The organism is Bradyrhizobium sp. Kon69, assembly GCF_055807515.1.
Genome location: NZ_JBVVOS010000006.1, coordinates 145,948 through 158,322 on the forward strand (window position 1 = coordinate 145,948; position 12,375 = coordinate 158,322).

Here is a 12,375-nt window from a genome sequence, read left to right on the forward strand (position 1 = left end):
ATGGCCCGGTTTGAACGCGCTGCACTGTTGAAGCGCTTCCGCGACATGGCAAGGCGCGGCGAGCCCATCGTCGGCGGCGGCGCCGGCACCGGCCTTTCGGCCAAATGCGAGGAGGCTGGCGGTGTCGATCTCATCGTCATCTACAATTCCGGCCGCTACCGCATGGCCGGCCGAGGCTCGCTCGCGGGATTGATGGCTTACGGCGACGCCAACGCCATCGTGCTGGAGATGGCCGGCGAAGTGCTGCCCGTCGTGACCAGGACGCCAGTGCTCGCCGGCGTCAATGGCACGGATCCGTTCCGCGACATGGATCTTTTCCTGGACCAATTGAAAGCGCTCGGCTTCGCCGGTGTGCAGAACTTTCCGACCGTCGGCCTTATCGACGGCGTGTTCCGCGCCAATCTCGAAGAGACCGGCATGTCTTATGCGCTCGAGATCGACATGATCGCAAAGGCGCGCGAGAAGGACCTGCTGACGACGCCCTACGTCTTTAGCGAGAAGGAAGCTGCCGCGATGGCGATCGCGGGCGCGGATATCATCGTCTGTCATCTGGGCCTGACGACCGGGGGCACCATCGGCGCGCAGACCGCACTCAAACTGACGGATTGCCCAGCGCAGATCGACACCTGGGCCTCCGCCGCGCTCGGCGTCAATCCGGACATTCTGGTGCTCGCTCACGGCGGACCGATCTCCGATCCGGACGATGCCGATTTCATCATGAGGAACACACGCAATTGCCACGGCTTCTACGGCGCCTCCTCGATGGAGCGGCTGCCGGTCGAACGGGCGCTGACGGATCAGGTTCGCAAATTCAAGGCGATCGGCGCGCGATAACGCCGAAAGGTCGAGGGAGAGAAACATGTCAGGGACTCTGGTCGGTGAATTGATCCTTTGGCTGATCGTCGCCGTCGTGGTGATCGTGGTCGGCGTCTACATCGTGAACTGGCTCTATCACCGCTCGTCCAAGGAGACCTCATTCGTTCGGACCGGCCTGCTCGGCGAGCGCGTTGTGATCAACGGCGGCGCCTTCGTGCTGCCGTTCATCCACGACTACACGCCGGTCAACATGAACGTGCAGCCGATGGGCATCGTGCGCTCCCGCCAGGACGCCGTGATCACCCGTGACCGCATGCGCGTCGACATCGAAGCCGATTTTTATGTCCGAGTGCAGGCGACCCGGGAAGCCGTGTCTATCGCGGCCGCCACGCTCGGCCGCCGTACCATGGAGCCCGAACAGCTCCACGCCCTCCTCGCCGGCAAATTCATCTCGGCCATTCGGTCCGTTGCCTCGGAGATGACCCTCGAGCAGATGCACGAGCAGCGCGGCGAGTACGTCGCCCGCCTCAAGGCGAACGCGGCAGAGGCACTTGCCCAGAACGGACTCGAGCTGGAGTCAGTCGCGATCACCGATCTCGACCAGACCGATCTCGAATTCTTCAACCCCTCGAACCGTTTCGACGCCGAAGGTCTGACCCGATTGATGGAGGACATCGAGGCCAAGCGCAAGCTGCGCAATGACATCGAGCAGGATTCGATGATCAAGATCCGCTCTCGCAACCTGGAGGCCGAGCGGCAGGCGCTCGAGATCGAGCGCGAAAGCGAAACGGCGCGCCTCGAACAGGAGCGTGACATCGAGATGCGCCGCGCCCTGCAACGCACCGAGGTCGCGCGCGAGCGGGCCCTGCGCGAGACCGAAGCCGAGCAGGCCCAGATTTCCGCCCGCGAAACCATCGAGAAGGCGCGAATCGCCAACGACCAGGCGATCGCCGAAGCCCGCATCGCCTCGGAGCGTGAGACCCGCCAGCGGGAGATCGAGCGCACCCGCACCATCGAAGAGAAGGAGCTGCTCGCACGGGAGGAAATCGAGAAGGCCCGGATCGCCAACCAGCGCTCGATCGATACCAGCCGCATCGCTTCCGAGCGCGAGGTGCGCCAGCGCGAAATCGAGCGGATGCAGACCGTCGAGGAAGCCGAGATCACCGCCCGCGAGGCGATCGAGAAAGCGCGTATCCAGCAGGACCGCGTCGTGACCGACGCTCGCATCGCCAACGAAGAGGAGACCCGGCGCCGCGAGATCGACCGGACCCGCGCCGTGGACGAAGCCGAGATTGCCGCCCGAGAGGCGACCGAAAAGGCACGCATCGCCCAGACCATGATTGTCAATGTCGAGCGCATCGCATCCGATGAGCGCACCCGTGCGCTGGAGATCCAGCAGGTGCGTAACATCCAGGAAGCCGAGATCGAGGCCCAGCGCGCGGTCGAGGCGGCGCGCATCGCCCGCGAGCACAGGCTCGCCGTCGAGCGCATCGCAGTCGAGCAGAATACCCGGCAGTTGGAGATCGAACGCAACCAGACGCTGGAAGTCGCAGAGGTCACCGCGCGCGAAGCCACGGAAGCTGCTCGCATCACCCAGCAAGAACGCGTGCGTTCCCTGGAGATCGCCCGCAACCGCGCCGTCGAGGAAGCCGACATTGCCTCACGCGAAGCCATCGAAGCCGCCCGGATCGCGCAAGAGAAGTCCGTTGCAGCCGAGCGTATCCAGGCCGAGCGCGACACGCGCGCGCTCGAGATCGAGCGCACAGCCGTGCTCGAGGCCGCCGAGCTGAAGCGTCGCGACACCATCGAGCGCCAGCGCATCGGCGTCGATCTCGCGCTCGAAGCCGAGCGCATCACCTCCTCCAGGAAGCGCGAAGTCCTCAACATCGAGCACAAGAGGGCGATCGAGATCGCGGATGAGGACCGCGTCATCGCGCTCTCGACCAAGAAATCCGAGCGCATCGACGCCGACCGCCAGGTCAGGCAGGCCGAGATTGTCGCGCGCAAGGAGGTCGAGACCACCGACGTCTCGCGCGAGCATGCGCTGGAGGCGGCGCGGATCGAACGCCGCCGTTCGATTGAACAGCTCGAAGTCGCTCGCGTCCAATCGCTCCAGGAAGCCGAGATTGCCGCGCGCGAAGAGGTCGAACGTTCCCGCATCGCCTCCGATCGCGGTCTCGACGAGGCCCGCGTCGGCCGTGAGCGCGAGCTGCGCAAGCTTGAAATCAATCGCGAGAAGGAGGTCGAGACCGTTCTGATGGAGAAGGCGATTGCCATCCACCTGAAGTCGCTGGAGGAATCCGCAGCCAAGGCCTCGGCCGAGGAAGCGCGGGTGCATGCCACTGAAGCCACCGAGCGCGTCATTACCGCGCGCGAGAGCGAGATCGCGAAGCGTCGCAAGACCGTGGAGATCCTGATCGCCGAGAAGCAGGCCGAGGAAACGCGAATTGCCGCGGAAGCCGAACGGATCCGCGCTGCAGTCGAGGCCGAGGCGCAGCGGATGCTCAATGAGGCCGAGAACGTGCTGACCGACCAGGCGCGCTACTCGCTGTTCCGTAGAAAGCTGCTCGACCGCATCGAAGGCATCGTCCGCGAGAGCGTCAAGCCGATGGAGAAAATCGAGGGCATCCGCATCCTCCAGGTCGACGGCCTCAACGGCAACGGCCATGGCGGCAATGGCGGCCGCAGCGCCACCGACGAGGTGATCGACTCGGCGCTGCGCTACCGTGTCCAGGCGCCGCTGATCGACTCGCTTTTGGCGGACATCGGCGTCGAAGGCGGTAGCCTCGCCAAGATGCCAGGCCTGATCCGGGAAGCCCGCGACATGCAGGGCATCAAGGACTCCGCACGCAAGGGCGGCGGCGGCGGCGGTGGCGAGAAGCCAGCTGCTGCGCCCTCGCCCGACGGCGAGCCGCCCCCCGAGCGCAGCCCCCGGAAGAAGAGCTGAGGTGGCACCATGGCCCGGGTCTACGTCTCAACCGTCGTCAGCGCACGCAACGATCGCGTCTGGGCGCGGGTGCGCGACTTCAACGGTCTGCCGAACTGGCATCCCGCGATTGCGGAAAGCCGCATCGAGGGCGGCGAGCCCTCCGACAAGATCGGCTGCGTCAGGGATTTTCGCCTGCGCAACGGCGATCGTATCCGGGAAAAGCTGCTCGGCCTGTCCGATTACGACATGTTCTGCACCTACTCGATCCTCGAATCCCCGATGGGGGTCGAGGACTACGTCGCGACGCTTCGGCTGACGCCGGTCACGGATGGCGACCAGACCTTCATGGAATGGACCGCCGAGTTCGACTGCGCACCCGAGCGGGAGGCGGAGCTCGTCGCGAATATCGGGGGCGGCGTGTTCCAGGGCGGCTTCGATGCCCTCAAACGCCAGTTCGGAGGCTGAGCGCCGTGCCGCATATCATCAAGAGCACGATCCTGGATTCGCCGACCGGCTCCGTGTGGGCGGTGCTGCGCGATTTCAACGGGCACGATCATTGGCATCCGGCGGTCGCGACCTCCACGATCGAGCGCGCGCAGGCTTCGGACAAGATCGGCTGTGTCAGGCGCTTCAAGCTGCAGGACGGCTCCGAGCTGCGCGAGCAATTGCTGACGCTGTCGGATCTGGAGCAGACCTTCAGCTATTGCCTGCTCGATACGCCGGTCCCGATGTTCAACTACGTAGCCCACGTCCGCCTGCTGCCCGTGACGGACGGCGACCGCACCTTCTGGCACTGGGAATCCCGCTTCTCGACACGGCCGGAGGACAGGGACCGGATCACCCACATGGTCGCGGAAGATATCTACCAGGCAGGATTCGACGCGATCCGCCGGCACCTCAAGGAGGCTGTGTCAACATGACTGTGACGGTGAAGACCTTCACGAGCTCGAGCGAGGCCGCCGCCGCGCTGTCGTCCGACCGCAACGCGCGCTATCTCGGCGGCGGCACGCTGGTGATGCGCGCACTGAACGAAGGCGACATCTCGGTCTCAACCGTCGTGCGCGCCAACGACCAAGCCTTGACCCGGATTGACCCAGCCGGTCCGCGGATCACCTTGGGTGCTGGCGTCACTTTCGCCCGGATTCTAGGCGAGCGCGACCTCGCTTTCCTGCACGCCCCTGCGCGCTCGATCGGTGGCCCGGCGGTGCGCAACATGGGTACGGTCGGCGGCAATCTGTTCGCACCCAACCCCTATGGCGATTTCACCGTCGCCCTGCTTGCGCTCGATGCCACCGTGGCCCTGCAAGGCGGCTTTGGATCGCGCGACATTCCAATTGAGGAGTTTTTGCAGTCGCGCGAAAGGCAGGCGGGCACGCTCGTGCTGTCGGTGTCCTGCACGCGACCGACAAGCCCGGAGGCTTTCCGCTACCGCAAGATCGCACGGATCAAGCCCAAGGGCGGCTCCGTCATCACGCTCGCCGCACATCTGCCCATCAGCGGCGGACGGATCGCCGGAGCACGAATCGCGTTGGGATCGATGGCGCCGACGCAAATACGTGCGCGGGCGGCCGAACGCGCTCTCGAAGGCCGCGCCCTCGATGCCGCGACCGTTGCGGCCGCAGCCTCCGCAGCTGCGGAGGGAACATCGCCGTCCGACAACGCGCTCGGCAGCGCCTGGTACCGTCGCGAGATCGTCGGCGTCCATCTGCGTCGTCTTCTTTTGGGTCAGGAATAGCTCGTATGGCCAAGACTGCCCTGCAATTTCGTCACAACGGCACCGATGTTGCCATTTTCGTCGATGGCGGCACCAACCTGCTCGTCGCGCTCCGCGAATTGATCGGTGACATGACGCCGAAGTTCGGCTGCGGCCAAGGAGGCTGCGGCACCTGCAGCGTCCTGATCGACGGCGAGCTTCATCTCTCCTGTCTGACGCTGGCCGAGACCGTTGCAGGCCGCTCCGTCGAGACGCTGGATAGCCTGAAGCAGGGACCGAACCTCCATCCGCTGCAGCGCGCCTTCGCCGAGAATTTTGCCGCCCAGTGCGGCTATTGCACGCCGGGCATGCTGATGGCTGCCAAGGCACTGCTCGACCGCAATCCCTCCCCGAGTCGCGCCGAGATCGTCGAGGCGATCTCCGGCAACATCTGCCGCTGCACCGGCTACGAGCCGATCATCAACGCCATCCTCGCCGCCTCCGGCGGCCGGGTAAGCGCCTGAAGGACCAGATCATGCTGGAACTGCGCAAAGACATCTTCGCCGACGAGCGCGACGACAATCTCAAGGAGATCGGCAAGGGCACACAGCGCCAGGACATGCTCGGCCATGTCACGGGTACCTCGAGCTATTTCAACGACCACAAGCTCCAGGGCATGCTGCACCTGAAAGTCGTTCGCTCGACCCATTCGCATGCAAGAATTCGGCGGATCGACACCGCTGACGCCGAGCGCTCATCCGGCGTGCGCCGGATCATCCGCGGCTCCGACGTACCCCGCAATCTCAATACGCTCTTGAGCCTGATCAATTTCGGCAAGGACGACGAGCCGTCGCTGGCCGTCGACAAGGTCCGCTACAAGGGGGAGCCGATCCTGGCCATCGTCGCCGACAGCGAGCGCGAGGCCTTCGAGGCGATCGCAAAGGTGCGGATCGACTATGAACCGCTGCCGGCCGTGTTCGACGTAGAAGATGCGCTGAAGGCTGGTGCACCCGTCGTCAACGATACCTATCCGAAGAATGCCTTCATTTATCACGATACATACGACCACCAAAAGCTCCGCTTCGGCGATGCCGATGCGGCACTCGCGACCGCCGATCACGTGCTCGAACAGCGCTACCAGATGTCGCCCATCGAGCACGCGCCGACCGAAACCAACGGGTCGATCGCGGCGCCCGACACCAACGGGCGCTATGTCGTCTATACGTCGACGCAGGCGCTGTTCTTCTCGGTTGACACCTGCGCCAAGATCCTCGACGTCCCCTCCAACACCTTCCATTTCATTGGTGGCACCGTCGGCGGCGGCTTTGGCGGCAAGGTGGACACGCTGACCGAACCTTTATGCATCCTGGGTGCGATGCTGACGGGGCGTCCGGTGCGCTACGTGTTCGGACGCGAGGAAGAGATGCAATACGGCCCGCCGCGCGGCGCCGAGCGCATCTACATCAAGGACGGCGTGATGCGCGACGGCCGCGTCGTCGCGCGAAAGATCCGCGCATATTTCGACAGCGGCGCATATACGCGGCTCTCCAGCTATGCCGCGGTGAAATGCGCAGCCCATCTGCCCGGGCCCTACACCATCCCGAACGTCTATGGCGACGTCTACTGCGTCTTCACCAACCGCACGCCGGCAACCGCTATGCGGGGCTTCGGCGTCACCGCGATGGATTTTGCGATCGAGTGCCAGATGGACAAGCTCGCGAACCTCGTCGGCATGGATCCCATGGAGTTCCGCATCCTCAATGCCTATCGTGACGGTGACATGAAGGCGCATCGGCGCGAGGCCAAGAACACGGCGCTGATCGAGTGCGTCCAGGTCGCCGCGGAGAAAGCCAAATGGCCGATCCGCGACGAGTTCAAGCGCGCCTCTTCCCGCAAGGACGGCGGCGGCAGCCGTGCCACCATCCCGCGGACACCTGCCGAGAACCCGGCGAGGACGACCGCTCCAGCGCAGCAGCGCACGAGCTATGATCGCCTGCCGACGGCCGCGTCGCGCGAACCGCCGCGCGAGCCCCCACCGCCCGCGCCCTCCCCGCCGCCGTCACCGCGACCAGCATCGCCCTCGCATGGGGCGGGTCGATTCTCATCCGTGTTCGGCACCAGGAGGCGTTGAGATGACCCGACATCGCGGACGCGGCATCGCATCGATCAATTATCCCATCGGCATGAACCTCGGCGGCGATCCCAGCCAGGCCCTGGTTCATTCCAATCCAAGCGGTAAATTCACCGTGGCGCTATCCTCGATCGATCTCGGCCAGGGCATGAAGTCGGTCACGCGGCAGATTTGCGCAGAGACGCTCGGCGTACCCGTCGAGGATGTTTATGTCGACACCGCCGATTCCGATACCGGCCCGCATTGCATGGGTTCGTTCGCCTCGCGCGGCACCCATCGCGTCGGCAATGCCGTGATGGCGGCGGCGCGCGAGGCGCGCGGCGTGATGATGGAGGCCGCCGCAGAGGAACTCGAGGTCAACGCCGCCGATCTCGAAACCGACGGGCGTGGCAACATCCACGTCAAGGGCGCGCCGCACCGCTCGATCTCCACCAAGGACGTCGCCATCGCCGCGCAGTTCAAGCAAGGCAAGACCATCGCCGGCCGTGGCATCTTCCTGGTTCCTCTGTCCAATGTCGATCCCGAGACCGGCGAGATGTCGCCTGCGACCTGCTACGCCCATGCCTGTCTCGTCGCCGAAGTCGAGGTCGACGACGAGACCGGCGAGGTCACGATGATCCGCATGGACTCCGCCTATGAGCTCGGCCGTGCGCTCAACCCGCGCCTGGTCGAGCAACAGCTCGTCGGCGGCGCCTGGATGGGCGTCAGTCACGCGCTCTACGAGACGCCTGAGCCCTATTATCCCGATCCAGTCCACGGCCCCCGCGACTTCGTCGAATATGTCATGCCCGGTCCTGGCGACATCTGCCCGCACGACATCGCCGTGTTGGAACGCCCCGCTCCCGATGGCCCCTTCGGCGCCAAGGGCCCCGGCGAAATGTGCGCGAATCCGGTATTGCCGGCCGTTGCGAACGCCATCTTCAACGCTGTCGGCGTCCGCATCGACGATCTGCCGATTACGCCGGAGAAGGTGCTGCGCGCGATCAAGGCCGAGGGCGGCGCGCGCCCTCAGGCGCGGCGCTGAGGTCGCGATGGCCGTCCGCAGCAACATCGTCGGCATCGACAGCCCCGAGGCACTGGAGAAGGCGCTTCGGGCCGCCTATTACCTCGCCGACGAGGGGCTGGCGACCGCCGCCTATCTCGGGCTGGCGCTGGGCAAGCCATTGCTGCTCGAGGGCGCGCCGGGCGTCGGCAAGACAGAGGCCGCCAAAGCTATTGCCGCCGTCCTCGGCCGCCGCCTGATCCGCCTGCAATGCTACGAAGGCATCGACGCGTCCGCCGCACTCTACGAATGGAACTATCCGCGCCAGATGCTCGCCATCCGCCAGGCCGGCGATGAGAGCATCGACATCTACGGCGAAACGTTTCTGATCGAGCGACCGATGCTGGCGACACTGCGCGCGCCTGACTCGACTGTGCTGCTGATCGATGAAATCGATCGCGCCGACCAGGAATTCGAAGCCTTCCTGCTCGAATTCCTGTCCGATTTCCAGATCTCGATTCCGGAGCGCGGCACGGTGCGCGCCTCGGAGCGCCCGGTTGTCGTCCTGACCTCAAACCGCACCCGGGATCTTCATGAAGCGTTGCGGAGGCGGTGCGTCTATCACTGGATCGACTATCCCTCGGCCGAGCGCGAAGCGCGCATCGTGATGATGCGGGCCTCCAGCGTCGCCGAGGGGACCGCGCGGGCCGTCGTCGCGGCCGTCGAGAAGCTGCGCCGCGAGCCGCTCAGCAAGGCGCCTGGGATCGCCGAGGCCGTCGACTGGGCTGAGGCCGCCACGCTGCTGCACAAGGGCGGCGCGCGCTGGCCCGATGCCTTCAGGCGCTCGATCGGCGTCGCCTTGAAAGACGAGGAGGATCTGCACTTCATCTCGCCGCGCCTTGACGCCCTGCTGGCGGAGGCCTCTGCATGAGCGCCGACCCCGAACTGCCGCGCGCTGCGCGCGTCTTCGTCACCTTCGTCGGGTTGTTGCGAACGAACAGGTTTGCCGTCGCACCGGAACAGACGACCTCGTTCCTGGCCGCGATCCAGTTGCTCGGCCCCCGCAGCCTGGAGGACATTCGGCAGGCAGCCCTCGCAACACTGGCCCCTCCCCCGGAGCGTCGCGCAACGTTCGACCGGCTGTTCGATCTGCACTTTCGCGGAAACGACGCCATCGAGCGCGTCGATGACGGTGAGGACGACGAGACAGTTCGGCTGCAAGAGGAGGCCCGTGGAAACGACGAGCCGCTGCTGTCGGACGAGGCCAACGAGTCCGGTCTCGCAGCTGCGCGCGCCGAAGCGCTGGTCGAGCGCCGCTTTGCGCAGCTCTCGACCACCGATGCGCTGCGCCGGCTGTCCCGCGAGGCGCCCAGGCGCCTGCCGAAGCGGCGCGGCCATCGCCGCATGCGGGCACGCAGCGGGCCCTACGCGGATTTGCGCCGCACCTTGCGCGACTCCGTTCGCAGCGACGGCGAAATCCTCCGGCTGGGACGTTTGAAGCGGCGACAACGCCCACGCAAGGTGTTGCTTCTGATTGACGTCTCCGGCTCGATGAAGACCCGCACCGAAGAGAATATGAAGTTCGCGCACACGCTGGTGCAGGCGGCGCCCAACGTCGAGGTCTTCACGTTCGGCACGCGGCTGACCCGCATCACCCGCCCGTTGCGTCTCAAACGCCGAGAGCAGGCGCTCAAGGCCGCAGCCTATGTGGTTAGCGACTGGGACGGCGGCACCCGAATCGGCGACGCGCTTCAGGCCTTTCTCGCCGTGCCCCGCTTCGGTGGATACGCGCGGGGCGCCGCCGTAATCATCGTTTCCGATGGCCTGGAGCGGGACGAACCCGATACGTTGCGCGATGCGGTCGCGAAACTTTCGCGCCGTGCGTGGCGCGTGAGCTGGCTGACGCCGCTCGCGTCCGGTCCCGGCTTTCGTCCGCAGACCGAAGCGCTGGTCGCGATCGGGCGCTTCGTCGACGACCTCGTCGATGGCGGATCGAGCGCGTCGATCGTCGCGCATGTGCTGGCGCTGGGACAAAGGAGAGTTGCGTGACGGACATCGTCGATGGGCACCATCATATCTGGCGTCAGGCCGACCTGCCCTGGCTGGCGGGTCCGATGCAGCCGCGCATCTTCGGTCCGTACGAGCCGATCCGGCGCGATTACCCGATCGAGGAATATCTCGGCGACATCGAAGGCAGCGCGGTTACCCGCTCAGTCTATGTCCAGACCAACTGGGCCAATGACCGCTTCGAGGACGAGGCCGCCTGGGTGCAGCAAACCGCCGAGGAGCACGGCTGGCCGCATGCCATCGTGGCTTACGCCGATTTTTCAGTGGACGACGTGCGTCCACAGCTCGACCGCCTGAAGCGCTATGCCCTGGTGCGCGGCGTTCGCATGCAACTGCATTGGCACAAGAACCCGCTTTATCGCTTTGCCGCGCGGCCGGATCTCTGCGCCGATCCCGTGATCCAGCGCAATATCGCTCGCCTTGCGGACTATGGCTGGAGCTTTGACCTTCAGGTGTTCACGCCGCAGATGCCGGACGCCGCACACCTTGCGGAATCCTGCCCCAAGGTGACCTTTATTCTCCAACACGCCGGCATGCTGGAGGACCTTTCACCTGCAGGCCGCGCCGCGTGGCGCGCCGGGATGGCCTGTCTCGCCGCATGCCCGAACGTCGTGTCGAAACTGTCGGGGCTCGGAACCTTCATCCACCGCAACGACCCCGCGCATATCGCATCCGTCCTGATCGATACGATTGCGAGCTTCGGCGCCGGACGCTGCCTGTTCGGCTCTAATTTTCCGATCGAGAAATTGTGGACCAGCTATCGCGAGCTGATCGATGCGTTCCGTGCCGCCGCGGCGCCGCTGCGAGATGATCAGCGCGAAGCCATTTTCAGAACCACTGCGATGCGCGTCTATCGGCTCTGAGCGCCGAGGAAACGAACAAGAACGGACACAGGGAGGGACGGAATGCCGCTGGAAATCAAGATCCTGGACTATGGCGATATCGAGCTGGAATCGAGTTTTCTGGTTCTCGGCCACGACTGCGGCCGCACCCGCCGTGTCCTCACCCTCGGCTTCCTGATCCTCGGCGGCAAATATCCTGTCGTGGTCGATACGGGTTATCGCTCCAACCAGATCATGGAAACGCTGGGGATGCGCGGCCTGCAGTATCACGAGCACATGATCGAGAACCAGCTTGCGCGGCACGGCGTGCGGATGGGCGATGTGCGTTTCGTCTGCCACACCCATCTGCATATCGACCACGCCGGCAAGGACGATCTGTTTCCGATGAACACGACCGTCGTCCTCAACCGCCGCGAGCTCGAGTATTCCGTGTCCGGCCTGATGCATCCGCAATATCCGGCACCCGATATCAAGCACCTGATCGACCGCTTGCACACCAAGAGTGCGCTGCGCTTTCTCGACCTCGAGATCACAGGTCCCATCGAGCTGATGCCGGGCGTCTACTGCGACGCCGCGAATGCGCATACCGAGGGCTCGATGAACATTATCGTCGAAACCGCCGACGGCATCGCCACGATCTGCGGCGACGTGATCTATGATTTCAACGACCAGATCGTGACGCCCTTCAACGAGATCCACGACTGGGAGCCACGCACCACCGGCAATCACGGCACCACCAAGCGCGCCGAGAAGGCCGCCATCAAGAAGCTGCTCAGCAATTCGCGCTATCTGCTGCCGGTCCACGACCGTCCCGCCAAGATCGAAGGCGGCAACGTCGTCGGCCGGCTGCACGACCAGGTCCCCGGACCGATTGTGCAGTCCCTGCCTCAGCGCAACTGGTTTCCGGCCTAGAGG

Annotated in this window: 12 protein-coding genes; all 12 read left to right on the forward strand. The window is 65.1% G+C overall.

Annotation, left to right across the window (positions count from 1 at the left end):
* From AC0L3U_RS10545 to AC0L3U_RS10600, 12 genes are read left to right on the forward strand one after another with little or no spacing between them, the layout of a single operon-like run.
* Complete coding sequence (locus tag AC0L3U_RS10545) at nucleotides 1-834, forward strand: phosphoenolpyruvate hydrolase family protein (protein WP_473361697.1); 834 nt, start codon at nucleotides 1-3, stop codon at nucleotides 832-834.
* Between the two features lie 25 nt (nucleotides 835-859).
* Nucleotides 860-3,763 (forward strand): flotillin family protein, encoded by a 2,904-nt coding sequence (locus AC0L3U_RS10550; protein WP_473361698.1) that lies wholly within the window; start codon nucleotides 860-862, stop codon nucleotides 3,761-3,763.
* A gap of 9 nt (nucleotides 3,764-3,772) precedes the next feature.
* Nucleotides 3,773-4,210, forward strand: coding sequence for an SRPBCC family protein (locus AC0L3U_RS10555; protein WP_473361699.1), 438 nt, complete (start codon nucleotides 3,773-3,775; stop codon nucleotides 4,208-4,210).
* A 5-nt stretch (nucleotides 4,211-4,215) separates the two neighbouring features.
* Complete coding sequence (locus AC0L3U_RS10560) at nucleotides 4,216-4,665, forward strand: SRPBCC family protein (RefSeq protein ID WP_473361700.1); 450 nt, start codon at nucleotides 4,216-4,218, stop codon at nucleotides 4,663-4,665.
* On the forward strand, nucleotides 4,662-5,480 hold the full coding sequence (locus AC0L3U_RS10565; protein WP_473361701.1) for an FAD binding domain-containing protein: 819 nt from the start codon (nucleotides 4,662-4,664) through the stop codon (nucleotides 5,478-5,480). The genes AC0L3U_RS10560 and AC0L3U_RS10565 overlap by 4 nt, the downstream gene beginning before the upstream one ends.
* Nucleotides 5,481-5,485: 5 nt before the next feature.
* A complete protein-coding gene (locus tag AC0L3U_RS10570; RefSeq protein ID WP_473361702.1) occupies nucleotides 5,486-5,962 on the forward strand; it encodes a (2Fe-2S)-binding protein in 477 nt (158 codons plus the stop codon).
* An 11-nt stretch (nucleotides 5,963-5,973) separates the two neighbouring features.
* A complete protein-coding gene (locus AC0L3U_RS10575) occupies nucleotides 5,974-7,569 on the forward strand; it encodes a xanthine dehydrogenase family protein molybdopterin-binding subunit (RefSeq protein ID WP_473361703.1) in 1,596 nt (531 codons plus the stop codon).
* A gap of 1 nt (nucleotide 7,570) precedes the next feature.
* On the forward strand, nucleotides 7,571-8,593 hold the full coding sequence (locus AC0L3U_RS10580; protein WP_473361704.1) for a xanthine dehydrogenase family protein molybdopterin-binding subunit: 1,023 nt from the start codon (nucleotides 7,571-7,573) through the stop codon (nucleotides 8,591-8,593).
* 7 nt (nucleotides 8,594-8,600) lie between these two features.
* The gene (locus AC0L3U_RS10585) at nucleotides 8,601-9,482 is read left to right on the forward strand and encodes an AAA family ATPase (RefSeq protein ID WP_027569309.1); all 882 of its coding nucleotides are present in this window, start codon (nucleotides 8,601-8,603) and stop codon (nucleotides 9,480-9,482) included.
* Nucleotides 9,479-10,600, forward strand: a complete 1,122-nt coding sequence (locus AC0L3U_RS10590; protein ID WP_473361705.1) for a vWA domain-containing protein — start codon at nucleotides 9,479-9,481, stop codon at nucleotides 10,598-10,600. Before AC0L3U_RS10585 ends, AC0L3U_RS10590 begins: the two co-directional genes overlap by 4 nt.
* Nucleotides 10,597-11,481, forward strand: a complete 885-nt coding sequence (locus AC0L3U_RS10595; RefSeq protein ID WP_473361706.1) for an amidohydrolase family protein — start codon at nucleotides 10,597-10,599, stop codon at nucleotides 11,479-11,481. The genes AC0L3U_RS10590 and AC0L3U_RS10595 overlap by 4 nt, the downstream gene beginning before the upstream one ends.
* A gap of 42 nt (nucleotides 11,482-11,523) precedes the next feature.
* Nucleotides 11,524-12,372: an MBL fold metallo-hydrolase gene (locus AC0L3U_RS10600; RefSeq protein ID WP_027569306.1), complete on the forward strand. Its 849-nt coding sequence runs from the start codon at nucleotides 11,524-11,526 to the stop codon at nucleotides 12,370-12,372.
* The last annotated feature ends 3 nt before the right edge of the window (nucleotides 12,373-12,375 follow it).

What these genes read in the sequence shown, in the direction of transcription:
- AC0L3U_RS10575 (WP_473361703.1), top strand. Translation starts at nt 5,974, where the DNA reads ATGCTGGAACTGCGCAAAGACATCTTCGCCGACGAGCGCGACGACAAT.
- AC0L3U_RS10570 (WP_473361702.1), top strand. Translation starts at nt 5,486, where the DNA reads ATGGCCAAGACTGCCCTGCAATTTCGTCACAACGGCACCGATGTTGCC.
- AC0L3U_RS10600 (WP_027569306.1), top strand. Translation starts at nt 11,524, where the DNA reads ATGCCGCTGGAAATCAAGATCCTGGACTATGGCGATATCGAGCTGGAA.
- AC0L3U_RS10585 (WP_027569309.1), top strand. Translation starts at nt 8,601, where the DNA reads ATGGCCGTCCGCAGCAACATCGTCGGCATCGACAGCCCCGAGGCACTG.
- AC0L3U_RS10555 (WP_473361699.1), top strand. Translation starts at nt 3,773, where the DNA reads ATGGCCCGGGTCTACGTCTCAACCGTCGTCAGCGCACGCAACGATCGC.
- AC0L3U_RS10550 (WP_473361698.1), top strand. Translation starts at nt 860, where the DNA reads ATGTCAGGGACTCTGGTCGGTGAATTGATCCTTTGGCTGATCGTCGCC.
- AC0L3U_RS10565 (WP_473361701.1), top strand. Translation starts at nt 4,662, where the DNA reads ATGACTGTGACGGTGAAGACCTTCACGAGCTCGAGCGAGGCCGCCGCC.
- AC0L3U_RS10580 (WP_473361704.1), top strand. Translation starts at nt 7,571, where the DNA reads ATGACCCGACATCGCGGACGCGGCATCGCATCGATCAATTATCCCATC.
- AC0L3U_RS10590 (WP_473361705.1), top strand. Translation starts at nt 9,479, where the DNA reads ATGAGCGCCGACCCCGAACTGCCGCGCGCTGCGCGCGTCTTCGTCACC.
- AC0L3U_RS10545 (WP_473361697.1), top strand. Translation starts at nt 1, where the DNA reads ATGGCCCGGTTTGAACGCGCTGCACTGTTGAAGCGCTTCCGCGACATG.